The 23,805-nt window shown below is 58.3% G+C and carries 23 protein-coding genes; 7 read left to right on the plus strand and 16 right to left on the minus strand.

The features are described from left to right. Nucleotides 1-5 precede the first annotated feature (5 nt). The 7 genes from gspK to gspE form a co-directional block, all read right to left on the minus strand. Nucleotides 6-1,019: a type II secretion system minor pseudopilin GspK gene (gene gspK, locus SIC19_RS00070; protein WP_185906438.1), complete on the minus strand. Its 1,014-nt coding sequence runs from the start codon at nucleotides 1,017-1,019 to the stop codon at nucleotides 6-8. After that, nucleotides 1,012-1,806 carry a type II secretion system minor pseudopilin GspJ gene (gene gspJ / locus SIC19_RS00075; protein WP_228712239.1) on the minus strand — a complete coding sequence of 265 codons (795 nt, stop codon included), beginning with the start codon at nucleotides 1,804-1,806 and terminating at the stop codon, nucleotides 1,012-1,014. The genes gspK and gspJ overlap by 8 nt, the downstream gene beginning before the upstream one ends. After that, on the minus strand, nucleotides 1,806-2,180 hold the full coding sequence (gspI, locus tag SIC19_RS00080; RefSeq protein ID WP_127401208.1) for a type II secretion system minor pseudopilin GspI: 375 nt from the start codon (nucleotides 2,178-2,180) through the stop codon (nucleotides 1,806-1,808). Before gspI ends, gspJ begins: the two co-directional genes overlap by 1 nt. Then, entirely contained in the window at nucleotides 2,177-2,731 is a 555-nt protein-coding gene (gene gspH / locus SIC19_RS00085) for a type II secretion system minor pseudopilin GspH (RefSeq protein WP_127401206.1), read from the minus strand. Before gspH ends, gspI begins: the two co-directional genes overlap by 4 nt. Further along, nucleotides 2,713-3,150, minus strand: a complete 438-nt coding sequence (gene gspG, locus SIC19_RS00090) for a type II secretion system major pseudopilin GspG (RefSeq protein WP_185906437.1) — start codon at nucleotides 3,148-3,150, stop codon at nucleotides 2,713-2,715. Before gspG ends, gspH begins: the two co-directional genes overlap by 19 nt. Before the next feature lie 64 nt (nucleotides 3,151-3,214). Next, entirely contained in the window at nucleotides 3,215-4,426 is a 1,212-nt protein-coding gene (gene gspF / locus SIC19_RS00095) for a type II secretion system inner membrane protein GspF (protein ID WP_127401202.1), read from the minus strand. Between the two features lie 4 nt (nucleotides 4,427-4,430). Further along, the gene (gspE, locus tag SIC19_RS00100) at nucleotides 4,431-5,939 is read right to left on the minus strand and encodes a type II secretion system ATPase GspE (RefSeq protein ID WP_036207103.1); all 1,509 of its coding nucleotides are present in this window, start codon (nucleotides 5,937-5,939) and stop codon (nucleotides 4,431-4,433) included. Between the two features lie 194 nt (nucleotides 5,940-6,133). On the opposite strand from gspE, the gene SIC19_RS00105 reads away from it, so the two are divergent. The 7 genes from SIC19_RS00105 to SIC19_RS00135 all read left to right on the plus strand — a co-directional run bounded on the left by SIC19_RS00105 (nucleotide 6,134) and on the right by SIC19_RS00135 (nucleotide 13,943). Then, nucleotides 6,134-6,796, plus strand: coding sequence for a type II secretion system protein N (locus SIC19_RS00105; protein WP_127401200.1), 663 nt, complete (start codon nucleotides 6,134-6,136; stop codon nucleotides 6,794-6,796). Nucleotides 6,797-6,804: 8 nt separating this feature from the next. Further along, nucleotides 6,805-7,467, plus strand: coding sequence for a transglutaminase-like cysteine peptidase (locus SIC19_RS00110; protein WP_041334914.1), 663 nt, complete (start codon nucleotides 6,805-6,807; stop codon nucleotides 7,465-7,467). Nucleotides 7,468-7,594: 127 nt separating this feature from the next. Continuing rightward, entirely contained in the window at nucleotides 7,595-9,190 is a 1,596-nt protein-coding gene (locus SIC19_RS00115; protein WP_127401198.1) for an FAD-binding oxidoreductase, read from the plus strand. Continuing rightward, nucleotides 9,190-10,818 (plus strand): glycerol-3-phosphate dehydrogenase/oxidase, encoded by a 1,629-nt coding sequence (locus SIC19_RS00120; RefSeq protein ID WP_127401196.1) that lies wholly within the window; start codon nucleotides 9,190-9,192, stop codon nucleotides 10,816-10,818. Before SIC19_RS00115 ends, SIC19_RS00120 begins: the two co-directional genes overlap by 1 nt. Continuing rightward, complete coding sequence (locus SIC19_RS00125) at nucleotides 10,815-12,377, plus strand: FGGY-family carbohydrate kinase (RefSeq protein ID WP_127401194.1); 1,563 nt, start codon at nucleotides 10,815-10,817, stop codon at nucleotides 12,375-12,377. The genes SIC19_RS00120 and SIC19_RS00125 overlap by 4 nt, the downstream gene beginning before the upstream one ends. Before the next feature lie 109 nt (nucleotides 12,378-12,486). Beyond that, the gene (locus tag SIC19_RS00130) at nucleotides 12,487-13,329 is read left to right on the plus strand and encodes a cytochrome c oxidase assembly protein (protein WP_127401192.1); all 843 of its coding nucleotides are present in this window, start codon (nucleotides 12,487-12,489) and stop codon (nucleotides 13,327-13,329) included. Continuing rightward, nucleotides 13,326-13,943, plus strand: coding sequence for an SCO family protein (locus SIC19_RS00135; protein WP_127401190.1), 618 nt, complete (start codon nucleotides 13,326-13,328; stop codon nucleotides 13,941-13,943). The genes SIC19_RS00130 and SIC19_RS00135 overlap by 4 nt, the downstream gene beginning before the upstream one ends. 10 nt (nucleotides 13,944-13,953) lie before the next feature. Here the strand turns inward: SIC19_RS00135 and SIC19_RS00140 are convergent, their stop codons facing one another. From SIC19_RS00140 to SIC19_RS00180, 9 genes are all read right to left on the minus strand, one after another. Then, nucleotides 13,954-15,177, minus strand: coding sequence for a CaiB/BaiF CoA transferase family protein (locus SIC19_RS00140; RefSeq protein WP_127401188.1), 1,224 nt, complete (start codon nucleotides 15,175-15,177; stop codon nucleotides 13,954-13,956). A gap of 23 nt (nucleotides 15,178-15,200) precedes the next feature. Beyond that, nucleotides 15,201-16,664 carry an NAD-dependent succinate-semialdehyde dehydrogenase gene (locus tag SIC19_RS00145; RefSeq protein ID WP_127402379.1) on the minus strand — a complete coding sequence of 488 codons (1,464 nt, stop codon included), beginning with the start codon at nucleotides 16,662-16,664 and terminating at the stop codon, nucleotides 15,201-15,203. A gap of 27 nt (nucleotides 16,665-16,691) precedes the next feature. Continuing rightward, a complete protein-coding gene (locus tag SIC19_RS00150; RefSeq protein WP_127401186.1) occupies nucleotides 16,692-17,384 on the minus strand; it encodes a TetR/AcrR family transcriptional regulator in 693 nt (230 codons plus the stop codon). 45 nt (nucleotides 17,385-17,429) lie between these two features. After that, nucleotides 17,430-18,134 carry an ABC transporter ATP-binding protein gene (locus tag SIC19_RS00155; RefSeq protein ID WP_127401184.1) on the minus strand — a complete coding sequence of 235 codons (705 nt, stop codon included), beginning with the start codon at nucleotides 18,132-18,134 and terminating at the stop codon, nucleotides 17,430-17,432. Further along, nucleotides 18,131-18,913: an ABC transporter ATP-binding protein gene (locus SIC19_RS00160; RefSeq protein WP_127401182.1), complete on the minus strand. Its 783-nt coding sequence runs from the start codon at nucleotides 18,911-18,913 to the stop codon at nucleotides 18,131-18,133. The genes SIC19_RS00155 and SIC19_RS00160 overlap by 4 nt, the downstream gene beginning before the upstream one ends. After that, entirely contained in the window at nucleotides 18,910-19,857 is a 948-nt protein-coding gene (locus SIC19_RS00165) for a branched-chain amino acid ABC transporter permease (protein ID WP_127401180.1), read from the minus strand. The genes SIC19_RS00160 and SIC19_RS00165 overlap by 4 nt, the downstream gene beginning before the upstream one ends. Continuing rightward, complete coding sequence (locus SIC19_RS00170) at nucleotides 19,854-20,723, minus strand: branched-chain amino acid ABC transporter permease (protein WP_041334926.1); 870 nt, start codon at nucleotides 20,721-20,723, stop codon at nucleotides 19,854-19,856. The genes SIC19_RS00165 and SIC19_RS00170 overlap by 4 nt, the downstream gene beginning before the upstream one ends. A gap of 77 nt (nucleotides 20,724-20,800) precedes the next feature. Continuing rightward, on the minus strand, nucleotides 20,801-22,024 hold the full coding sequence (locus SIC19_RS00175; protein WP_127401178.1) for an ABC transporter substrate-binding protein: 1,224 nt from the start codon (nucleotides 22,022-22,024) through the stop codon (nucleotides 20,801-20,803). Nucleotides 22,025-22,157: 133 nt separating this feature from the next. Next, the gene (locus SIC19_RS00180) at nucleotides 22,158-23,768 is read right to left on the minus strand and encodes a long-chain-fatty-acid--CoA ligase (RefSeq protein ID WP_041334929.1); all 1,611 of its coding nucleotides are present in this window, start codon (nucleotides 23,766-23,768) and stop codon (nucleotides 22,158-22,160) included. Nucleotides 23,769-23,805: the final 37 nt, after the last annotated feature.

The following is a 23,805-nucleotide window of genomic DNA, read 5'->3' on the forward strand; positions in this document are numbered from 1 at the left end:
CTTCCCTATTCCCCGGAGATCGTGAACGGTTCCTTGGTTATACGATTCTTTTGCCCGGTGTCACGAGACACGGTCTGCATCTCGCCTTCCGGGCTTCGATAAACCGTGCTGACCAGGTTGGCAACCCGGTTATCGTAGGTAATCCGCGATACTACTTCAAAAAAACGGGTTTGCAGACCGAGGCCCGTGGGTTTCATCCCCCTCCCCGCAAATTCATCCAGTGCCAGGAAGTCCTGTACATTCTCGAAGCGCTCTTCCGTGCGTCTTTCCAGAATAGCGTCTGCCTGAGCCTGTGTCAGTTCCTCATGGAGAGACCTGAGCACTGGTGCCGTCGCAGTGTTGACGTTGACGCCCAACCCCGTCACCGGTAACGCCGTTACGTGTGGTCTCAGTGCCCGATAAGCTTCCTCGGTCATACCATCAATCATGCGAAGCTCGGAAACATCAACAAAGGGTTGATTGCCGGCCCGGTAGGCCGGATCCGCGGAAAGGTACTGACCGTCCTCGGCCCCATACGCGCTGACGGTCTGGTCGTTCGGGTCGATCCAATCCACCAGCGCATCGACATTGACCGTGGTGATTTCGAGCACCTGGAGCAAACGGGCGATTCGATCACGAACAATGGGGTCGACCTGCCCGTTGGCGCTTACCAGGTCGTTGAGATTGATCCTGCCACCGAGATCATCAATCTGGACCTCCGCCACGCCGTTGTCGTCCAGCGGGAGGATGGCGGCATTCTTTGCCCAGAATTCGTCCAGGCTGTCGACCATGAGGTTGTTCTCCTTGTCGTCCTCAAAGTCGCGCACCAGAATCTGGCGGGCAAAGGCTTCCGCACCCAGGGCCACGCTGTGCCCCTGCTGCTGGGCAAGGTAGTGGCTGGCTCGGAATACCCGCACGCTTTGCTGCTGGGTCATGCCTGTTGCCAGCATGACCACAAGCGCCATGGCGAGGAGCACCATGATCAGTGCAACGCCACTCTGGCGACCACCGTGCCTACCAATGAATGGATGCTTAGCCACCCGTCACTCCTGTCCCCGATGAGTCCTGGCCAGGGTTTGGATTCTGATCCTGATCCTGTTGTTGATCATCGTCCTGATCGTCTGCGGCATCGTTGACGCTATTCACCACACCCTGGGCAACGTCGTTGTCAAAATCAGGAAGCGTGAAGGTTCTTACCAGCTCTCCAAAACGTTCATGCTCAATGGTGACCTCAATACCCAGCGGTAAGGGAATATCGGGGCGCGTACCCGGTGTCATATTGGCCATACTCTCTTCATCAGGCCATTCATCCCGCCAGTTTCGCTGATCATCGAGAAAGCGAACCGTGAATTCAGTGACGTTGGACAGCAGAAGAAGGTCCTGGCTGTTGTCTTCCTGCCCCCTGTCGACGGTTACCCAGTACCGCCGGCGCAATTCATCCCCGGTGTATTCCCAGCCCACCCGCTGCAGACTGCTGCGGCGAGTGCCCAGTGGGTTGCGCCAGCCCTGGCGGGTAAGAATCAATGAAAACTCTTCTTCACGGCTGGTCAGCGCTGGACGGAAATCGCCGTAGATGTCCCGGGCGGACCGGTTCACCACCTGGGTAATGTCTCGCTCCAGCAAGAGCATGGTGCGTTGAATATCATCAAACTGTTCCGCGACTTCGTTGACCCGGTCCCTGGACGAGACCACATTGCCCAACACCTGCCATACCCCGAGGCCGATAACTGCGGTGATGGTAACCGCGATAAGCACTTCCATCAGGGTAAAGCCAGCTTGAGCGGAGGGACGAGACCTGTGTTGGGCAATGATCATGGGGGCCGACATCAGTTCTCACCAATAAACGCAGACAGCGTGTGGATCGGGGCGGGCTCAGTTCTGTTGCCGCGATATTGAGCCACGGTCACCTCAACACGAAGAATGGAGGGGTCTTCGGTGGCAAGGACAGCGGTGGTTACCTGCCATTGATACGAGCCGTATTCGATGTCGTCCGAGTTCTCTGAAATAGAAGGCAGATCTTCCTGAAGCCGGATTTCGTTGATGCGATTGTCCGCCACCCAGCCCGCCAGGGTTTTGTCGCGAATTCGCTCATAGCTGGAAATATACTGACTACCCACCTCAGCCGCTGCGGTGGCAATGAGGCCGAAAACCAGCAGAGCCACCAGGACCTCAATCAGTGTGAAACCGCGCTGGCCTTTCATTCTTCTTCGGCCTCCTCGCTCCCGGGATGGCGCCATTCCAGGGGAGAAACGCCATCAGACGCAATGGTGTGCATCCGGGAATCGTCGCGGCCAACAAGGAACTCAATCTCAAAGGGCGTGGTTTCACCGCTGGAGAAAAACACCACATCCGGCCTCAGTTCATCTTCGTCAGACGCCAGGCGTGGGGTATCGCTTTCGATGTATTCAGTCACCGTGATCCATTCCGGAAAGCTCCGTGTCCGGAACATCCGCTCGGCTGGTTGCTTCCATTCGCCACTCACCTCTTCCCAGGCGACGAAACGATAGCTGTCTTCCTCGAGGATCAGGCCCAGCTCAGTATTGTTCAGTATCGCCTGCTCCGAGGCAGTCTGCATCAGCAGGTAGAGCTCGCGGACTTCATTTTCCATCTCGCGATCACGCGAGCTACCACCCATCGACATAACCGCAAGCGCCGCGAGCAGTCCAACCACCACCAGGACAACGAGTATTTCGATCAGTGTGAAGCCCGACTGTCGCGTCCTGGAGAGCACAATCAGTCCCTGACCTTCCATACACTGATGTCGGCGTTATCACCGTCGCCGCCCTCACGGCCATCGGCACCGTACGAGTACAGATCATAAGGGCCTTCCCTGCCTGGGTTCACATACTGGTATGGCGCACCCCAGGGATCTTCGGGAACGCTGTTCAGGTACCCCTCCGGATTCCAGTTCTTCGGCTCGGGGCTGCCACTGGGTTTGGACACCAGTGCCTCAAGGCCCTGCTGGGTTGACGGGTAATGGCTGTTATCAAGGCGGTAAAGGTCCAGCGCGTTCGCGATGTTGCTCATCTGGGTTTCGGCGACGGTCACTCGGGCCTGGTCACTTCGTCCCATGATGTTGGGTGCCACAATGGCTACCAGCAAGCCCAGAATAACCATGACCACCATGATTTCGATCAGGGTAAAACCCCGTTGTGCCACTTGATGTTTCATTGTTTCGCTCTTCATCTGTCCCTATCTCTGGGTTTGGAAATGGGGTTGGCCTGCCGGTCCTGGCCTAGCCAACCAGGTTGCTCATATTCAGGATCGGAAGCATGATTGCCAGCACGATAATCAACACAACCACGCCCATTAACAGCAGCATCATCGGCTCGAACAGGCCCACGATGGCAGCAATCTTGGATTGCAGGGTGTTCTCCTGCATCGTCGCTGTCCGCTCCAGCATGCTGTCCAGCTCGCCGCTGGCTTCACCGCTGGCGATCATGTGCAGCATCATCGGTGGGAAGTACCCCGTCTGGTCGAGTGAGCGATGCAGGGAGCCGCCTTCACTCACCTTTCTTGCTGCATCCCGCAGTTCCTGACGCAGGTGGTCATTTGAGAGCACCTCACCGGCAATACGCATGGCTTCCACCAACGGCACACCGCTGGTGGTCAGAATGCTCAGTGTACTGGCATAGCGTGCGGTGTTGACACCGCGAACCATGCCTGAAAACAGCGGCATATTCAGTAGGCTTTTATGGAAGCGGAGCCGGAACGAGGGTTTCTTCAATGACCACCGGAAAACAACCAGTGCCATAATGATCAGTATCAGCAGATAAATACCGTAGTTGCCCAGAAAATCAGAGACTGCCAGCATGGCGGCCGTCAACGCCGGAAGCTCCTGCCCCTGCTTTACAAACACCTCGATGATGTCCGGCACAACATAGGTCAACAGGAACACCACAATGGCGATGGCCACAACGCTGAGAATGATTGGGTAAATGGCCGCCAACTGGATTTTCTGACGGGCCTCCTGCCGGGCTTCGGTATAGTCCGCCAGCCGGTTGAGCACCAAATCCAGATGGCCGGCGTGCTCTCCCGCCGCAACGGTGGAGCGATAGAGCCGTGGAAATGCCCGTGGGAACTCACCCAGGCTGTCCGCCAGGCTGTAACCCTCCATAACTTTTGCACGTATGGCGATCAGCATGCTGCGAATGCGCGGCCTGGAAGACTGCTGGGCGGCCGCCGAAAGCGCCTGTTCAATGGGGATGCCGGACTGGATAAGCGTCGCCAACTGACGGGTCACCAGAGCCAGGTCCGCCGTTGCCAGGCTGCCCCGGCTGCTCAGTGGGTTGCTCCGCGCCTGTTTCTCCGAGGCCGGCTCCACCGCCAGGGGCGTCAGGCCCCGTTCCCGTAATTGCTGGCGAACCGCCCTTGGTGCATCGGCCTCGACAACGCCCTGTTTCTGTTTGCCGCGACTGTCGAGTGCCTTGTAATCGAATGCTGGCATGGAGTTACCTGCTCCGGTGGGTCACGCGAAGGACCTCTTCAACCGTGGTCACCCCATCCAGGATTTTCTGGACGCCATCGGCATGGATGCTCGGCCCATGAAGTCTGGCTTCGTGTTCGAGATCCAGCTCCCCTGCCCGCTTATGGATCAATGAGCTGATCTCCTCGTTGACCTCAACGACTTCGTAGATACCAATACGGCCCCGATACCCCAACTGGTTGCAGTGTTCGCAGCCCTTGGCGCGATGAATCGTCGGCGGATTGGCCGGGTCCTGCTGCAGGAATTCGCAATGCTCTTCGCTCGGTGTGTAGGGTTCACAACAGTCCTTGCAGAGCACGCGCACCAATCGCTGGGCCACGATGCCCACCAGACTGGAAGAAATCAGGAACGGCTCAATGCCCATGTCCATCAAGCGGGTAATCGCGCCCACGGCGGTGTTGGTGTGGAGAGTCGACAACACCAGGTGCCCGGTCAAACTGGCCTGAACAGCGATTTCCGCCGTTTCCAGGTCACGGATTTCACCGATCATGACCACATCCGGGTCCTGACGCAGAATGGCCCGGAGCCCTCGGGCGAAGGTCATATCCACCTTGGTGTTGACCTGGGTCTGGCCGATACCGGGCAGGTTGTACTCGATCGGGTCCTCAACGGTCAGTATGTTCCGGCTACGATCGTTGATTTCCTGCAGCGACGCATACAATGTTGTGGATTTGCCGGAACCGGTGGGACCGGTTACCAGCAGGATGCCATAGGGCCGATAGATCAGCCGGCGCAGTATTTTAAGATCGCCGCCCGCCATACCAAGGGATTCCAGGCGAATGCTCCCGGCCTGTTTGTCCAGAAGACGCAATACCACCCGTTCACCGCTGGATGAGGGCATGGTGGACACACGAATGTCGACTTCACGTCCGGCAACCCGCAGGGCGATACGACCATCCTGTGGCACCCGTTTCTCCGCGATGTCCAGCTTGGCCATAACCTTGATCCGCGACACCAGCAAGGGCGCCAGCGCTCGCTTGGGCTGTACCACTTCCCGCAGAACACCATCCACCCGGAAGCGAACCACAAGTCGTGTTTCGTAGGTTTCAATATGAACATCAGAGGCGCTGGTTTTGACCGCCTCGGTAAGAATGGCGTTGATAAGCCGAATGATCGGGGCGTCGTCTTCCTGCTCCAGCAGATCTTCGGTTTCGGGCACCGAATCCGCCAGCGACGCCAGGTCCATATCATCGCCAATACCTTCCACCATCTGCATGGCTTCGGCGGAATCATTCTGGTAAGCGGCGTTCAGCGCGGCGTCGAACCGGGCCGGATCAATGGGAGAAAACCTTGCACGCCCCCCGCTGATGCGGTTGGCTTCCGCCAGCGCTGAGTGACCCGCCCCGGGCCGTACCAGGATTACAGGGTCGCCATCGTCGTCACGGGTCAGAATCACACCGTTGCGTTTGGCGAACGTGAAAGGTAGACGGCCCAGCGGAGCATCCTGCGGCTGAAGTTCTGTGTCTGTGTCCACGGTCGTCCTCGTTTTGTTGCCGGGGCGGGAAGAAAAAAGTTCCGGAATCCCTTTCTATTCAATTAATTCAGAAAGGCTACCATAGGATATGGAACCGCTGAATAACTCTATACACTATACTGCCAATAAATCGTTGCAGTCTGATAACCTGTGAGCCTTTTGCCGGCCCACACCTGCTCTTTTCGGGACATTCAATGCTTTTTACCAGTTCAAGGTTACCACTGATACTCACCATCGTCGCAGGCATCGCCATGATCACTGTGACAGCGTGGCAGGGCGTTCGTTTCTGGCAGAATGAAACCAGTGCCGGCGACACCACTTCCACTGCTGACATGACAACGGCGGAAACCGACACCCGGAAGGTGCCAGAGGTAAACCTGGCCTCTTTTGCCTTGTTTGGAGAACCCGGTAAAGAGGCGCCCCAAACGGAACCCGATACTGAAAACCTGCCGGAAACCAATCTGCGGCTGTTTCTTCGCGGTGTGCTGGCCGCCTCGGGCGACTTTCCTGGTAGCGCGTTGATTGAAGACGACAAGCGAAACACCGAAGCCTATCTGGTGGGTGATGAGTTGCCTGGCAATGCGACCCTTCGTTCTGTTCGCCCCAATCGCATCATCATTGAGCGCAGCGGCAAACTCGAGAACCTCTATTTTCCCGAAGATGAAGACAGAACGGGGCTCTCCATGGCTTCCACGCAAACCTCCAACGAACAGGAGGAACCCAGTGGCACGCAAATTCGTTCAACTGGTGTGGACAGACGATCTACCTCCACCAACACAGACACCAGCGACCAACGCCGCGAGGAAATCCGGCAGCGCCTGGAACAACTTCGCGAACGCCTGAGAACCAACAACTGAGGACAGCCATGGAGACGGCCGCATCGAATCCTCGCCGCAGCGGCTCCCTGCTTTCCATGCTACTCATGGTCATCACGTTAACGGTGGCCGCCTTCGAACTCAGCGAACGGCTCATGACCTACGTGCGTTCGGAATTCGGCCAGGAGGCCCAGGACCGGCTGGAAACCTGGCAAAACCTTCACGATATGGCTTCCCGGGCAGCGGTCGACCGCCAGCTCCGGCTCGTGAATTCCTTCTTTAACCGGGTCCGGTTTGTCAGCGACATTGCCCACTGGGGCGAGGAAGACTACTGGGCGACACCTGTTGAACTGCTGACCACCAATGGCGGCGATTGCGAGGACTTCTCCATCGCAAAATACCTCACCCTTAAATCCATGGGCGTTCCCGACGAGCAACTCCGCATCGTTTATGTCAAAGCCCTCAAGCTGAACCAGGCGCATATGGTACTGGCGTGGTATCCCGAGCCCGACGCTGATCCACTGATCCTCGACAACCTTATCAACGAGATCAAACCCGCGTCCCAGAGGCAGGACCTGGAACCGGTCTACAGTTTTAACGGCGACGGTCTGTGGCTGAACCGTTCCAGTGGTGACTCCGAACGAATCGGAGAAGCGAGAAAACTGGAGCAATGGCAGAGCCTCAATGATCGCATGGTGGACAGCCTTCGCTAGACTCACCGCTGTCGGCATAAGACACAAGACTTGTCGCCAGGCGACACTGCGTTAACAGTACCCGGCGGTACAATCTGCCCCACGAGTATTCACACGCACACACATTTACCAACAAGGAACAGCCAACATGCGACGCTGGAACGGCTGGGGAGATGACCAGTTCAATCTTGAATTACCCAAAGAGGGGCGGCGGTTTCTGGACGAGCGCATAGGAAGCGCCTCTCCGTTGGCGGATGTATCTCTGGAACGGGTTTGTGCCCAGGTGCCAGACAGTAGGCTGCCGCCAAATCCGGCCTGTATCGACACGGCCGAAGATCGGGTGCGTCACGCCCGCGGCCAAAGCCTCGCAGACTGGCTCGCCATGCGCAGCGGCGACTTTGGCGTATTTCCCGATGGTGTTGCCTATCCGGAGTCGTCCCTGGATGTTCAGGCTCTGCTTCAGTATGCCGAAGAGAACGATGTTGCCCTCATTCCCTATGGCGGCGGCACCAGCGTGGCCGGCCACATCAACCCCGTGGCCAGTGATCAGCCGGTGCTGACCGTTGATATGGGGCGGATGAACCGCCTGACAGACCTGGACAGGGAAAGCCAGATCGCCACCTTTGGGGCTGGCACCCCGGGCCCCTTGGTGGAGTCACAGTTACGGGCGCTGGGTTATACCCTGGGGCACTTTCCGCAGTCTTTCGAACTGTCCACCATTGGCGGCTGGGTCGCCAGCCGATCCAGTGGTCAACAATCACTCCGTTACGGTCGTATTGAGCAGCTGTTTGCCGGGGGCCGCATCGAAACCCTGAAAGGCACGCTGGACATCCCCACGATTCCCGCCTCCAGTGCCGGCCCGGACATCCGCGAGATGATCCTGGGCTCCGAGGGTAGGATCGGCCTTATCACCGAAGTGAAAGTGCGCGTCACGCCACTGCCTGCCCATGAAAGCTTCCATGTCATGTTCTTCCCGTCGTGGGACAAGGCTCGAACAGCGTGTCGCAAGCTAGTGCAGAACCGCACCCAGCTCTCGATGCTGCGCCTGAGCAACGCCACCGAAACTGAAACCCAGCTCGCCCTGGCGGGTCACCCCGGGATGATTGGCCTGCTGGAGTCCTATCTGGGCCTGCGGGGCGCCAAAGACGGCAAATGCATGATGACGTTTGGCGTCACAGGCAGCAAACGCCAATGCCGGAACGCCCTCACGGAAACCCGGGAACTCTGCCGCGAGTTTGGTGGGATCTACACCGGTAAAAAACTGGGCGAGAAATGGGCCGCCAAACGCTTCACCATGCCCTACCTGCGAGAAGCCCTCTGGAAACTCGGGTATGCCGTCGACACCCTGGAAACCGCCACCGACTGGGACAACGTCGACAAACTCTTAAACCAGATTGAAGAAAACCTCCGTAACCAGCTGAATGAAAAGAAGGAGCTGGTTCACGTTTTCACCCATCTTTCGCATTTCTATACCCAGGGCTGCAGCCTCTACACCACCTATGTGTTCCGGGTGGCCGACAGTTACGAGGAAACCCTGGCCCGCTGGCAAACGCTGAAAACCAGCACGTCGGGCATTATCGTTAACAACCGGGGCACCATTAGCCATCAGCATGGCGTTGGCAAGGATCACGCGCCCTTCCTGCCGGTCGAAAAAGGCGAGTTGGGCATGCTGGCCATCGGATCTCTTTGCCAGACATTCGATCCCGCCGGCTTGATGAATCCACAAACACTGGTTCAGAAGTAATGCCTCTAACGCGCGAACAAAAGCTTGACCAGCTGGCCCGTGGCGACGCCGCCTTCGATGTGGTTGTGGTCGGCGGGGGCATCACCGGAGCGGGCATCGCTCGCGAAGCCGCCGGCAGCGGCTTGAGCACCTTACTGGTGGAGCAACGGGACTTCTCCTGGGGGACCTCCAGCCGTTCTTCGAAAATGATCCACGGTGGTCTGCGCTACCTCGGCAGCGGGCACTTTCGCCTGACACGGGACGCGGTGCGGGAACGGGAGCGCCTGCTGGCAGAGGCGCCGGGGCTAATCGACCCCCTGCGCTTCATAATGCCTCACTACCAGAAACAGTTCCCCGGCCCTAAGCTGTTCCAGCTGCTGCTGCGTCTGTACGACCGACTTGCGGGCAAGCCGTCCAGGCAGCGACTCAGCCCGGCAGACACATTGCAGTGGGTGCCGGGCCTCTCCACCAGCCATCTGACCGGTGCCAGCGGCTTCACCGATGCCGTTACCGACGATGCGCGTCTGGTGCAACGTGTACTCGAAGAAGCCGAGGCCGATGGTGCGATCTGCCTGAACTATATGCAGGCGCAGGCAGTTCTCCGCAACAGTGAGACCAACGCCGTCACAGGCGTTCACCTTCTGGACACCAGCACGGATTCCCAAACGCTGGAAATGACCGTCAACACCCCACTGGTTATTAACGCCACGGGTGCCTGGGCGGACCAGCTGAAGCAGACCGACAGTACTGACACCCGAATACGTCCCCTGAGGGGAAGCCACTTGGTTGTTCCCTATTCGCGGCTTCCGGTGTCCTGTTCGGTGTCGCTGTTTCATCCGGAGGACCGTCGGCCGGTATTCGCCTTCCCATGGCAAGGCACGACGGTGCTGGGGACCACGGACCTCGACCACACAGAGTCGCTGTCCCGTGAGCCGGCCATCAATCGGGAGGAGCTGGACTACCTGCTGCAGATTTCCTCAAGGCTGTTTCCCGCCAGTGCCATCACCGAGCGTGACGTGATCGCAACCTGGGCGGGAGTACGCCCCGTCGTCACCCAATCACCCGTGGTCACTCAAAATAAGGAAACACGAAAACCCTCAAAGGAAAATCGGGAGCATGTAATCTGGTCCGACAATGGTCTGATCAGTGTCTCCGGTGGCAAGTTAACCACCTTCCGGTTGATTGCCCGGGAAGTACTCGAACGGGGGCAAATGCCGAGTTTTCGTCTCAGAAACGATGCGCTGCCGGTATTTGCATCGCCCCCGGACCTCGAACGTCCTGACGCCATCAGCCATCAGAACTGGCATCGTTTACAGGGCTTCTACGGCCCTGCTCTGCCAGAGGTCCTGCGTGCCGGCACTCATGAAACCGTTGCCGGCACCGACACCCTGTGGGCGGAGTTGGCCTGGGCGGCCGCCAATACCGGCGTGATCCACCTGGATGACCTGATGTTGCGCCGCACCCGGCTCGGGCTGGTGCTTCCAGAAGGCGGTAAAGGCCTGCTCCCGGACATACGTTGCCTGTGCAAAGCCATCCTGGCCTGGGACGACAACACCTGGGAACGAGAAGAGACACGGTATCTGGAACTCTGGCGCGCCAGCTATTCGCTACCGGCCACATCTCCGGCCAAACCGGGGGCCAACGGATGAACACGACCGAACCTCTCATCCTGGCTTTCGACAACGGCACACAGAGCGTGCGGGCCCTGCTATTCGACACTCACGGCAACCTCGTCGGCAAGGGCAAACAGGAGATTGAACCCTACTTCTCCGAGCAGCCGGGCTGGGCGGAACAACATCCGGAGTACTTTTGGGAAAACCTCGGTAAAGCGTGCGAACTGCTTTGGAAAAACACCGAAGCCAGGCCGGATCAAGTGGCCGGGGTAACGCTGACCACCCAGCGGGGCACCGTCGTTAATCTGGACGAACACGGAACGCCACTCCGACCAGCCATCATCTGGCTGGACCAGCGACACGCCCGGGTTGAAGGCCCTGTGCCCGGCTTATGGGGCTGGCTGTTCAAGCTGCTTCGGCTGGAGCCTACGGTTGACCGCTTTCGAGAGAAAACCCAGGCCAACTGGATTGCCCAGAACCAGCCCGAGATATGGGCGGCCACCCGGCATTTCCTGTTGCTGTCGGGCTATCTGAACTATCGGCTGACCGGCCAGTTCAGAGACTCCGTGGGCAGTCAGGTGGGGTATATCCCGTTCGATTACAAACGCCACCAGTGGGCCGGTCAGCGGGATTTCAAATGGCGCACCATGCCCGTTCGCCGTGAAATGTTGCCGGAACTGGTCAAGCCCGGCGACAAAATTGGCAATCTCACCGACGACGCAGCCCGGCACCTTGGCCTGCCGGGGCCACTCCCGGTGATTGCGGCGGCATCGGATAAGGCCTGCGAAATCCTTGGGTCCGGCGGCCTGACTCCGGAGGTTGGCTGCATGAGCTATGGCACCACCGCTACTATCAACACCACCAGCAAGCGTTACCTGGAACCGGTGCGAATGATGCCACCCTATCCGTCCGCCCTGCCCGGCCACTATTCCACCGAGGTGATGATTTATCGGGGCTTCTGGATGGTGAGCTGGTTCAAGCGCGAATTCGGCCTGCGGGAACAGAAACTGGCGGAGCAAAAGGGCGTGGAGCCGGAGGCTCTGTTCGACGAACTGGTTCGGGCTGTCCCTGCCGGTTCCATGGGGTTAATGCTGCAACCCTACTGGTCACCCGGGGTTCGCCAACCCGGGCCGGAAGCCAAGGGCTCCATCATCGGTTTTGGCGACGTGCACACCCGCTCCCACATCTACCGCGCCATACTGGAAGGCCTTGCCTACGCCCTACGCGAGGGCAAGGAACGGATCGAGAAACGCAGCGGCGTCCCTATCCGCAGACTTCGTGTGGCCGGTGGGGGTTCCCAGAGTGACGCCGCCATGCAATTGACCGCGGATGTCTTCGGGCTGCCCGCGGAACGGCCCCACACCTACGAAACCTCCGGTCTTGGTGCTGCCATCGACGCCGCTGTTGGCCTGGGGCTCCATCCGGATTTTGAAACGGCGGTGAACGCAATGACCCGAGTTGGTGATGTCTTCCATCCGCAGGCTGACACTCAGAAACTCTATGAGCGCCTGTATCGTGAGGTGTACCTGAAAATGTACTCTCAGCTTCAGCCGCTGTACCGAAAAATCCGCGATATCACCGGCTATCCGGATTAACACAACAAACCGAACAATCTCTTGAATTTAGCCGTCACTCCGGTAAAACTCTGGATCAGCCAAAAAAACAATCACCCGGTTCAGCCCCCAGAGCACAAAGGCAAGCCCGATGTCGGCCTTAGACTACCTTGTACCCTATGACTTCTCGCCGCTCACCATATTGAGTTTCGTGCTCGTTCTGGCGTTCTACGGCTACGGACTGGTCAGGATGCCTGCCGAAGACCGCCCGGGAAGCGGCCGGATACTGGTTTTTGTGGTGGGCGTCATGCTTTGTTACGGCGTGATGCAAACCCGTTTTGATTACTACTCCCAGTACATGTTTTTCGTTCACCGGGGCCAGCACCTGATTCTGCACCACCTGGGGCCGATCCTGATTGCATTGTCCAATCCCCTTCCGGTAATGCGCTTCCTCTACAGCCTGATCACTCCCGGCGTACGACGGGCATTGACGCCGCTGGGATGGGGGTACCGTTTTCTCCAGCACCCGGCGATTGCCTCATTCCTGTTTGTGGGGCTCATCTACTTCTGGCTGTGGCCGCCAATCCACTTCGACGCCATGCTCAGCCGGGATCTTTACTGGATCATGAACTGGAGCATGTTTCTGGACGGCATGCTGTTCTGGTGGCTGATCTTTGACCCGCGATCTCCTGTTATCAGCGACGCCCTGGGCTACGGCAAACGTATCCTGCTACTGGCCCTGGTTGCCATCCCCCAGATGATCCTGGGCGCCTATATCGTGTTTGCGCGAGGTATGGTGTACGACGTTTATGAGGTATGCGGGCGGGCCTGGCCAATGCCGCCAGAAACGGACCAGCTGCTGGGAGGAATGCTCACCTGGATTCCACCCGCGATGATGAGCATCCTCGGCATACTGATTATCCTTCGACGTGCCATGCGTGAAGACGGCAAAGTGTCCCCCAATTCCGAAAACCTGAAGGCCAGCCATTCATGAAAAACCGGTTCTGCTTCCTCAGTCGTAAAACGATGTCCGCCCTGGCTCTCGTCGGGGCCGTAGTGATACTCAGCGGGTGTTTTGGTGGCGATAAGAACTGGAACGGCAAGGACATCAGCGGCCTGATGCCGGAGCTGGCCTTCGAACTGACAGGTACTTCCGGCGAAACGGTGACAGCTTCGCAAACCGACGGCAATATCCGGCTGCTGTTCTTCGGCTTCACGTCCTGCCCCGATATCTGCCCCGCCACACTCCAGAAACTGTCCAGGGCGGTGAAGGATTTGCCGGAGGCGTTGCGAGCGGACACTCGGATTGTCTTTGTCAGTGTTGACCCACAACGAGACACTCCCGAACGTATCGACAGCTACGTAAGCTTTTTCAGCGACCGCGCCATCGGCCTGACCGGCAAGGAACCGGCGCTCAGGGAGCTCAGTAAGCGTTACCGCACGACCTTTGGTTACGACGAGCCAGATGCGGAAGGCAACTACAACGTCTCACACAGTGGCGCCGTGTATGTGTTCGACCGCGAAGGAAAGGCCCGCCTGTTGATCCGTCCAGAGCTAAGTGTGGAGGATATCCGCACGGATCTGGTGGCGTTGGCTGAGGAAAGCTAACGCCACCGGATCACGAGATTACACCGCGTTTCCTCAGACCCTCTATTTCAACGTTAGAAAGGCCGGCAATCTTCTCCAGGACCTGTTTTGACTGTTCCCCCAACAGCGGAGGCGCCGTCCGGTAACTTACCGGCGTCAGCTTCAGCCTGATTGGATTGCCAACCGTCGGGACATCGCCCAGCGATGGATGTTGAACAGACTGTTTCATTCCCCGCGCAAGAACCTGTGGATCCTCAAAGACCTGATCCAGGGTATTCACCGGTCCACAGGGCACTCCTGAACGCTCCAGAACTTGCACCCATTCCTGCGTTGGCCGCATCACCGTGGCCTGCCGCAGCCTTGGAATCAATTCCTTGCGATTCGCCACGCGAGCCCGGTTTGTCGCAAAACGCTCATCGCTTGCCCACTCCGCATGCCCGAGCACATCGCACAACCGGGCGAACTGCTCATCGTTACCGACCGTCAACACCATGTTGCCGTCTGCTGTAGGGAAATCCTGATACGGGACAATATTGGGATGGGCGTTACCCATCCGCCCTGGCGCCTGCCCTGTGGCCAGGTAATTCATCGCCTGATTGGCCAGGCAGGCCACCTGCACATCCAGCAGCGCGGCCTCCACATACTGCCCCTCTCCCGTACGGTCACGGTGACTGAGCGCGGCGAGCACACCGATCGTGGCATACAGCCCGGTCATAATGTCCGTCAGTGCTACGCCGACCTTCATCGGCCCGGCGCCGGGCTCGCCGTCCGGTTGCCCGGTGATACTCATCAGCCCGCCCATGGCCTGTATCAAAAAATCATAACCGGGCCGGTTCGCGTACGGGCCATCCTGGCCAAATCCGGTGATAGAACAGTAAATGAGTTTCGGGTTGATTTGCTTCAGGCTGTCGTAATCTAGGCCATAGCGCTTGAGGCCACCCACTTTGAAGTTTTCAAGAATGACATCCGATTCTGCGACCAGCTTTCGGATCAGTTCCTGCCCTTCGGGATGGGCGATATCGACTGCGAGGGACTGCTTGTTGCGATTAGCGGTCAGGAAGTAGGCGGATAGATCTGCATTGCCATCAGCCCCCTGAAGATAAGGAGGCCCCCAGGAGCGGGTGTCGTCCCCGGATTTTGGACGCTCAATCTTGATGACCTCCGCGCCGAGATCGCCCAGGAGTTGGCCCGCCCAAGGGCCGGCCAGCACCCTGGAGAGATCCAGGACACGCAAGTGAGATAGGGCACCGGACATTTAATTCTCCTTGAATACGGGGCTTAGCGCATACCACCAAGGCAGAGGTATTTGAGTTCCATGAACTCGTCCAGGCCATACCGTGACCCCTCACGACCCAAGCCGCTTTCCTTGACCCCGCCGAAGGGGGCGGCCTCGGTTGAAATTATGCCATCGTTGATGCCGATCATGCCGGTTTCCAGGGCCTCGGCCACATGCCAGATGCGCCGGATATCATTGCTGTAGAAGTATGCCGCCAGACCAAATTCCGAATCGTTGGCCATGGTGATTGCCTGTTCTTCAGTCTCAAACCGGAAAAGCGGCGCCACCGGGCCAAAGGTCTCCTCACTGGCCACCAGCATGTCCTGGGTGACGTCGGTGAGGATGGTGGGCTCGAAGAAAGTGCCGCCGAGAGCGTGTGCCTGGCCTCCCATCACCACTTTTGCGCCCCGTTCTGTGGCATCGGCGATGTGCCGCCTGACTTTGTCCAGCGCAGCCTGATTGATCAGTGGACCTTGGTGGGTTTCGCCTTCCAGGCCTGGCCCCACGACCAGCTTGCCAACCGCCGTCTTGAGCTTTTCAACAAACTCGTCATACACGCCGGATTGCACATAAATGCGGTTGGCGCACACACACGTTTGCCCGGTATTACGGTACTTGGAGGCCATTAATCCGGCTACCGCGGCATCAAGGTCGGCATCGTCAAACACGAGAAATGGCGCATTGCCGCCCAACTCCAGGCTCACTTTCTTGACCGTTCCACTGGCCTGGCGCATGAGAAGTTTGCCCACGGGCGTGGACCCCGTAAAAGACACCTTGCGAACCACGGGGCTGGTGGTCATTTCCTCGCCCACCTGTGGCGCCCGGTTTTTCGAGCAGGTAACGATGTTGAGGATCCCCGGCGGTACCCCGGCCTCCTCGGCCAACACCGCGAGCGCAAGTGCACACAACGGCGTGTCTTCCGCCGGTTTAACCACCACAGGGCAACCGGCAGCCAGTGCCGGAGCAACCTTGCGGGTGATCATGGCCACCGGAAAGTTCCAGGGCGTGATGGCCGCCACAACCCCGATCGGCTGTTTGATGACCATAATTCTTTTGTCACGACCATGACCAGGAACAACGTCGCCATAGGCTCGCTTGGCTTCCTCGGCAAACCACTCGATAAAGCTAGCGCCGTACGCAACCTCACCGCGCGCCTCGGCCAACGGCTTGCCCTGCTCTGCCGTCATCAAACAGGCCAGGTCCTCCTGATGCTGCATCACCAGATCGAACCACCGACGCAGAACACCCGCTCGCTCCTTGGCAGGACGGGCACGCCACTCCAACCATGCGGCCTCAGCTGCCTGAATGGCCTGCCGGGTATCTTCGGCGTCCATATCCGGCACATAGGCAAGGTGCTCTCCATTGGCGGGATTGGTTACCGCGAGCCGCTTGCCCGACCGCGCCTGGGCCCATTCACCGTTGATATAGGCGCTTTCGCGCAAAAGTGCCGGGTTTGTCAGTCTGATAGTCATCACATTCCTCACAGAATAGAGTCAGCGCTCTCCGAGCAGATAGCCTTCAATTACATCCCTGACAAACGCGGCATAATCGTCAACAGCGACATCCTGATCACGGTATTTCCGGCGTTTCAGGTACCAGTCCTGTAACAAGGCTTTGATCATTGAAGCAACAAGGCGGGCATTTCTCGAGCGATAGACCTTCGCCTCTATGCCACCCTCAATGAGCCGCAGAAAGATCTCCTCGATCTCCAATTCAATAGCGACAGCATCGCGTTTTTCCTCAGCCGGCAAGCTCTTCGCTTCCATGTAGGAAAAGTAGAACCAGGCCCGCATCAGCTCGCTCAGATACAGATGTGCCTTGATCGCAGAGAACATTCTGTCCCGGACATCTTCGACGTCTTCCGTGTAACGGATAAGAGTCCGACGCGTGATAATAAAACCGTGGCTCTGGATCAGGTGGATCAGGTCATCCTTGTTGCGGATATACGCATACAGCCCACCCATGCTCATGCCGGAGTCTCCGCAAAGGTCCCTCAACGTCATGGCATGGAATCCCTTGGAGTTGGCCAGCCGCAGGGTCGAGTCGATGATGCGGGTCAGGTTTTTGACCGCCGTCGCCTCCTTTTTGATACTGATGCGTTCCTTGTTCTGGCGGTACACATCGCGGATCACATCCTCCTTGGACATGCGGAGTTCACCGCGGAATGCTTCGTAATTTTCGATCATAACTGCCACGTCCGTTTGCCTCTGCGGCGGGGATTATAAGCCACGCTATGCCACGGACAAGAATCGGTCCTGGGTAGCCTGGTCCGCCTTCAGGTCCTGACTGCTCGCCTCGTGCACAACCTGGCCCTTTTCCAGAATGTAGGCTCTTTGAGCATGCTTTAGTGCGAATCGCACGCTTTGGTCGGTAAACAGGATGGTGGTGGTCTGGCTGAGATCGTCAATCAGCTCACCGATCTGCTGCACGATAACCGGGGCCAGTCCCTCGTTGGGCTCATCCAGTAACAACAGTCGTGGCTGAATCATCAGGGACCTTGCCACCGCCAGCATCTGTTGCTGACCACCGGACAGGGTCGCGCCGTCCTGGTCCGCCCGTTCGCCCAGCATCTCGTATTTCTTGAGGATGCCATCCACCGTCCAACGCGCGGCACTGCCCTTGCGTTGATAGGCGGCCACATCCAGGTTATCCCGCACCGTCAGCCCGGGAAAAATCCGGCGGTCTTCCGGTACATACCCGATGCCAGAGCGGGCAATCCTGTGTGCCGGCCTACCCTGGATCGGATTGCCCTCATAAAACACCTCACCGGATCTCGGAGGTGTCAGACCCATGATACTTTTCAGGGTGGTGCTCTTTCCCGCTCCGTTCCGGCCCAGAATGCAAACCGTCTCACCGGCTTCGAGCTGAAGAGTAACACCCTGGAGCGCCTGACTCTCGCCATAGAACGTTTGAATGTTGCGAACATCAAGAATCATGGGTTGGCCTCCTCGACCGCTTCGTCGTCTTCTTCACCCAGGTAGGCAACACGCACCTCAGGGTGGTTCTTGACCTCCTCGGGCGTACCGGCAAAAAGCTTCTCGCCACGGTGCATGACCAGAATCCGGTCCGCCAGATTGAAGACCACATCCATATCGTGCTCGGTGATCATGAAGGTGTAGTCACCGCTACCGGCAAGTTGTTTGATCAGTTGGGTGGTGCGCCGGGTTTCATCCGGAGTCATCCCGGCAGTTGGCTCGTCCAGAAGCACCAGCTTCGGTTGCGTTGCCAGCACCATGGCGATCTCCAGCAATCGCTTGTCGCCGTAGCTGATCACTTCGGCACGCTGTGCTTTCAGGCTGTCGATGCCCAGACGCTTCAGGAACCCAACCGCCTCGTGCTGGATTGCGGTATTGCGGGACGCAATATTGAACAGCTTGCGGCTGTGGCCATGATAGGCCGACAGCACCACTTCCACGTTCTCCTGCACCGTCATCTCCGGGAAGATATTATTGATCTGGAACGATCGCGATACGCCCAGTCGGCTGATCTTGTGGGGAGGCAGGCCGGTGATATCCTTGCCGTCCAGCGTGATCGTGCCTTCCGTCGGCTGCATCCGGCCGGACACCATGTTGTAGAAGGTGGTCTTGCCGGCACCGTTGGGGCCGATAATCGCGATGGTTTCCTTGGGCATGACGTCCAGGTTGATATCGGAAACCGCGGTGACGCCGCCAAAACGCTTGGTCAGGTTAGCAATGGTAAGGACTGGGTTAGTCATTTCTTCACCTCCATCCACCAGTCAATGGCGGTGCCCAACAGCCCCTTGCGGAAGAAGATGACCATCAGCGCCAGGATGATACCCAGAACCAACATCCAGGACTCTGTGTAAGTGGTGATCCAGGTTTCCAGCAATACGAACGCCGCAGAGCCGATGAACGGTCCCAGGAAAAACCCGGTACCCCCCAGGATGGCCATCAGTATGGGTTCGGCGGACATCGACCAGTGCAGAAGCTCGGGGCTCGCCACACGCAGGAATGGAGCGATCAGACCACCGGCCAGGCCCGCAAAGGTTCCGGCGATAACGAAAGCCACAAGACGATACGTCCGCACGTTCAGCCCGGCGAAGGATACCCGCTCGGGATTCTGACGGATTGCCTTGAGGATCATGCCAAACGAACTGCGGCAGATCAGATAAAGCACTATCGCGGCAATGGCCACAATACCCAGCACCACATGGTAATAGACCGAGGGATTCGCCAGAGTGAGGTCAAGCCCCAGCCCGAAGGAGCCCAGGGTAAACCCGGCGAGGCCGTCACTGCCGTTGGTCACCGAGCGCCACTGGTAGGCGATAGCAAAGACCATCATGCCAAAAGCCAGGGTCAGCATGGCAAAGTACACCTCATTGAGGCGGACGCTCAGGAAGCCGATCATCAAAGCCAGTAGTGCAGAGGCCCCCATGGAAACCATCAGACAGACCAGGAACGGCCACTCCAGGTGGATCAGCACTAGGGCCGTGGCGTAAGCGCCAATACCGAAGAACGCCGCATGCCCGAAGCTCAGCATGCCGGTATAACCGAAAATCAGGTTGAAGCTGGCCGCGAACAGACCCAGGATCAGGATTTCGGTAAAAATAAACACATAGAAATAGGAAGCAATCCAGGGCACCGCAATCAGCCCGGCAATCACCACAGCCAGAATGGCCATCAGAACCTTGGTTTTCATGCATTTGCCCCTTTGCCCATAATGCCGTGTGGTTTGAACAACAGAACCAGCGCCATGCCGACGAACGGCAACAGCAGGTTCACTTCCGGCAGGTAGCGGCCACCGAAGCCATGAATCAGGCCCAGGATGATGGCTCCAAGCAAGGCGCCCGGAAAGCTGCCCAGCCCTCCGATCACCACCACAATGAACGACTCGATAATGATCTTGTCCCCCATGCCGGGGTCCAGTGCTCGCATGGGTGCCGCCATGACGCCACCGACAGCGGCCAGCCAGGCGCCAAAGGCAAACACGCCGGTCACCACCAGCCGGGTGTTGATGCACAGCGCCTCGGCCATATCGCGATCCAGTGCCGCAGCTCGCATGATGCGGCCGACGCGGGTGCGGTTGAATAGGTACCAGAGACCAGCCAGCAATAGTAGGCCGATGACGATCACGAACAGGCTGTAGGTGGCAACGGAACTGCCCAACAGCCGCACCGAACCTGACAGCAGATCCGGCGGCTGGACCACATGGATACCACTGCCCCAGATCATCCTCACACTCTCGTTGATGATCAGCAGGATAGCGAAAGTCAGAAGCAGGCTGTCTGCCACGTCACGGGAATAGATAAAGCGCAACAGCAACCGGTCGATGATGACGGCCAGGATAGCGACGCCAATGGGCGCCAGGATCAGGGCTGCCCAGAAAGGCATGCCCGCGATATTGATCAGTGTGAAGGCCAGATAGGCCCCCAGCATGTAAAGTGCCCCGTGGGCAAAGTTGATGATGTTCAGCACACCGAACACGATATTGAGGCCCACTGCGATAATGAACAGCAGCAATCCTATATCGAGACTATTCAGCAACGCCGCTCCGATGCCAGACATGTATTACCTCATTACGTTAGGGCCGGATTCGTGGCGCCCCTGAGGGCGCCACGGCAAGCAAAAGAACAACAGTCAGATCAGAGCTTGCAACCGGTCTCTTCGACGGTGCGGGCTACTTTCTCGCCGTCAAATATCTGCAGGTTGTTCAGCGTGCGGATGCCATGCTCTGGATGCATGGAGCCGGAAACACCCCAGTTCGGGCTGACCATGGCCTGGTTATCGCCTTTGCGGAACGTCACCGTGCCGTTCGGGGCGTCCATGCTCATGCCGCTGAGCGCCTTGGCAACAGCCGGCCCCTCGGTGCTGCCGGCCGCTTCCATCGCCTGCTTGTAGGCGTAGATGGCGGCATACGCACCCTCAGCGTTATAGCTGGGAGGGTTGCCGTAGGCATCAAGGTAGGCTTTCACGAAGCGGTCATTCATGTCGTTGTCGTAGGCCTCGTACCAGTAACGTGTAGACAGGTGCACTCCCTCAGGCATTTCCTCGCCCAGTGCGGTCAGTACTTCGGTCGCGGCGCCCACGGTAAACATCACCTCCAGGTCCTCTTCGAAGAACCCGCGGGTGTTTGCCTGGCGGACAAAGTTGACCAGGTCACCGCCCCAGACAGAGATCAGAACGCCCTCGGCGTCAGAGTCCATGACCCTGTCAATGAACGGGGTGAAATCCTCGGCGCCGAAGCGCGGGAAGTTGGTCTCCGACATCAGGTTGACGTCCGGATTGATCTCTTTGAGGTAGTTTCCGAAGAATTCCCAGGACTGATGGCCGAAGGCATAGTCCGGACCGATGGTGGTCCAGTTGGTGGCATCGGTTTCTGCAGCCACCAGCGCGGCGGCCTTCATATTCTGGGCCACGTTGACACTGATACGGTAGGTGAACGAATTACACAACTTGCCGGTGACATCCGGCGTGGCAGCGTGGGTAATGATCAGGGGTTTCTGTAACTCCGGCATGGTTGGAACCATACCCTGGGCCACGCCAGAGCTGTCCAGGCCCACGAGGGCGTCCACACCCTCCGAGTAGACCAGTTTGCGAGCGGCCTGGATGGCTACTGAAGCCTTCCCCTGGGTGTCCTCATAGACCATTTCGACCTGACGACCCAGAATGCCGCCGGAGCTGTTGATTTCATCCACTGCCAGGTTGATGCCCTTCTGGGCAAACTCACCATAGGTGGCAGCACTGCCAGAGAGGATGTAGAGGCCCCCGAGCCGGATGGGCTCCTCAGCATAACTGATACCTGCGGTACCAAGCGTAGCGGTTGCGGTCATCGCAACCAGAAGTTTCTTGATGCTTGATGTTTTCATGGTAGTGCTCCTGTGTTCTTGTCTTTTTTGTCACTGGAACTTTCAGGCCTGTTAAATCAAGCCACGATTTCATTGTCATATGTTCGTCGTTCGCGTTATCGCAACCTCCTGCTGACCATGGCCAGCGCAGTCATCAGGACAACGTGTCCCTTAAAATGTTTTTGCGGATCTTGCCAGTGGCGGTCTTGGGCAACTCACCCAGCACCACCTTCCGGGGCGCTTTAAAGTGCGCCATTTGCTCCCGACAAAAGGCGATGATCTCCTCGGGCGTGAGTTCCTCACCATCATCGATCGGATTAATAAAGGCGCAGGGAACCTCGCCCCATTTTTCGTCGGCCATGGCCACCACTGCAGCCTCAGACACTTTCGGGTGCCGGTATAGCACCTCCTCCACTTCCAGGCTGGAGATGTTTTCGCCGCCGGAGATAATCACATCCTTGGCCCGGTCGCGGATTTCGACATAATGATCCGGGTGCATGACGGCCAGGTCACCGGTGTGGAACCAGCCGTCGCTGAAGGCCTTTTCAGTGGCTTCCTCATTTTTCAGGTAGCCCTTCATCACCGTGTTGCCACGAATACAGATTTCGCCCATGGCTTTTCCGTCTGCAGGTACCGCCTCCCCGCTGACCATATCCAGCACCGCAACTTCATCCAGGCCTTGCGTGGAAACACCCTGGCGGGACATTTTTAACGCCCGTTCTTCCAGCGGCAATTGCTGCCATTCCGGCTGAGGCACACAGAGCGTCGAGGGGCCAAACGTTTCGGTCAGGCCATACAGGTGCTTGATCTGGAAGCCAATTTCCTCTGCCTTGCGAATCACGCTACTGGGAGGCGCTGCGCCGCCCAGAGCAAACTGGGCCGGCCGGGAGAGTGTCAGGCTCGCGCGCCCCAGCTCCTGTATCAGCAGGTTCACCACCACGGGCGCTCCGCACATGTGGGTCACACCGTAGTCTTCGATGCGGCGGTAGATCTCCTGGCTGTCCACCTCCCGAAGACACACATGAGTGCCGCCAACGGCGGTGATTGCCCAGGTATAGGCCCAGCCATTGCAGTGGAACATTGGCAGGGTCCATAGGTAGACGGTCTCGGCCGTCATGTCGAAAGCCATGGCGTTGGTCATGGCCGCCAGGTAGGCGCCGCGATGGTGGTAAACCACGCCTTTGGGATTGCCGGTGGTTCCAGAGGTGTAGTTCAGGGAAATGGCATCCCACTCGTCTGTGGCATGCTGCCAGCCTGCGTCCGCATCGCCTTCCTGCAACAAGGCTTCGTAATCAAGCTCTGCCAGACCCTGGCTCTTCCCTGCCTTGCTATCGATGGCCACCAGCAAGGGATTAACTTCAAGCTCGGCTACCGCGGCCCGGACCTGCTCTTCCCACTGGGTGTCGTAAAACAGAACCCGGGCCTCACCATGGGCCAGAATAAATGACAGGGCCCCGGCATCCAGACGGATGTTGATGGCGTTCAGTACCGCACCCGACATAGGCACGGAGTAATGGGCCTCAAGCATTTCGTGGGAGTTGGGACACAGAATGGCTACCGTATCGCCCGTCTCGATACCGCGGCGACTCAGGGCACTGGCCATCTGGCGGCAGCGGGCGTAAAGCTCCCGGTAGGACAGGTTAATGTCATCATCAATCACCGCCAGTTTGTTCGGGTACACCCGAGCGGACCGCTGCAGCAGCGTAAGCGGGGTGAGTGGCGAATAGTTTGCGGTGGTCTTGTTCAGGTTCTTGTACTTGTTCATGTCGCACCTATGTCACACCCAGGTCACACCCGAATCA

It is taken from the genome of Marinobacter sp. MIT930201 (assembly GCF_047122665.1).
Lineage (GTDB): Bacteria > Pseudomonadota > Gammaproteobacteria > Pseudomonadales > Oleiphilaceae > Marinobacter > Marinobacter salarius.

What these genes read in the sequence shown, in the direction of transcription:
- SIC19_RS00150 (WP_127401186.1), bottom strand. Translation starts at nt 17,384, where the DNA reads ATGATCGAAAATTACGAAGCATTCCGCGGTGAACTCCGCATGTCCAAG.
- gspG (WP_185906437.1), bottom strand. Translation starts at nt 3,150, where the DNA reads ATGAAACATCAAGTGGCACAACGGGGTTTTACCCTGATCGAAATCATG.
- SIC19_RS00110 (WP_041334914.1), top strand. Translation starts at nt 6,805, where the DNA reads ATGGAGACGGCCGCATCGAATCCTCGCCGCAGCGGCTCCCTGCTTTCC.
- SIC19_RS00125 (WP_127401194.1), top strand. Translation starts at nt 10,815, where the DNA reads ATGAACACGACCGAACCTCTCATCCTGGCTTTCGACAACGGCACACAG.
- SIC19_RS00105 (WP_127401200.1), top strand. Translation starts at nt 6,134, where the DNA reads ATGCTTTTTACCAGTTCAAGGTTACCACTGATACTCACCATCGTCGCA.
- SIC19_RS00180 (WP_041334929.1), bottom strand. Translation starts at nt 23,768, where the DNA reads ATGAACAAGTACAAGAACCTGAACAAGACCACCGCAAACTATTCGCCA.
- SIC19_RS00115 (WP_127401198.1), top strand. Translation starts at nt 7,595, where the DNA reads ATGCGACGCTGGAACGGCTGGGGAGATGACCAGTTCAATCTTGAATTA.
- SIC19_RS00130 (WP_127401192.1), top strand. Translation starts at nt 12,487, where the DNA reads ATGTCGGCCTTAGACTACCTTGTACCCTATGACTTCTCGCCGCTCACC.
- SIC19_RS00155 (WP_127401184.1), bottom strand. Translation starts at nt 18,134, where the DNA reads ATGATTCTTGATGTTCGCAACATTCAAACGTTCTATGGCGAGAGTCAG.
- SIC19_RS00170 (WP_041334926.1), bottom strand. Translation starts at nt 20,723, where the DNA reads ATGTCTGGCATCGGAGCGGCGTTGCTGAATAGTCTCGATATAGGATTG.
- SIC19_RS00160 (WP_127401182.1), bottom strand. Translation starts at nt 18,913, where the DNA reads ATGACTAACCCAGTCCTTACCATTGCTAACCTGACCAAGCGTTTTGGC.
- gspI (WP_127401208.1), bottom strand. Translation starts at nt 2,180, where the DNA reads ATGAAAGGCCAGCGCGGTTTCACACTGATTGAGGTCCTGGTGGCTCTG.
- SIC19_RS00135 (WP_127401190.1), top strand. Translation starts at nt 13,326, where the DNA reads ATGAAAAACCGGTTCTGCTTCCTCAGTCGTAAAACGATGTCCGCCCTG.
- SIC19_RS00165 (WP_127401180.1), bottom strand. Translation starts at nt 19,857, where the DNA reads ATGAAAACCAAGGTTCTGATGGCCATTCTGGCTGTGGTGATTGCCGGG.
- gspJ (WP_228712239.1), bottom strand. Translation starts at nt 1,806, where the DNA reads ATGTCGGCCCCCATGATCATTGCCCAACACAGGTCTCGTCCCTCCGCT.
- gspF (WP_127401202.1), bottom strand. Translation starts at nt 4,426, where the DNA reads ATGCCAGCATTCGATTACAAGGCACTCGACAGTCGCGGCAAACAGAAA.
- SIC19_RS00175 (WP_127401178.1), bottom strand. Translation starts at nt 22,024, where the DNA reads ATGAAAACATCAAGCATCAAGAAACTTCTGGTTGCGATGACCGCAACC.
- SIC19_RS00140 (WP_127401188.1), bottom strand. Translation starts at nt 15,177, where the DNA reads ATGTCCGGTGCCCTATCTCACTTGCGTGTCCTGGATCTCTCCAGGGTG.
- SIC19_RS00120 (WP_127401196.1), top strand. Translation starts at nt 9,190, where the DNA reads ATGCCTCTAACGCGCGAACAAAAGCTTGACCAGCTGGCCCGTGGCGAC.
- gspH (WP_127401206.1), bottom strand. Translation starts at nt 2,731, where the DNA reads ATGGAAGGTCAGGGACTGATTGTGCTCTCCAGGACGCGACAGTCGGGC.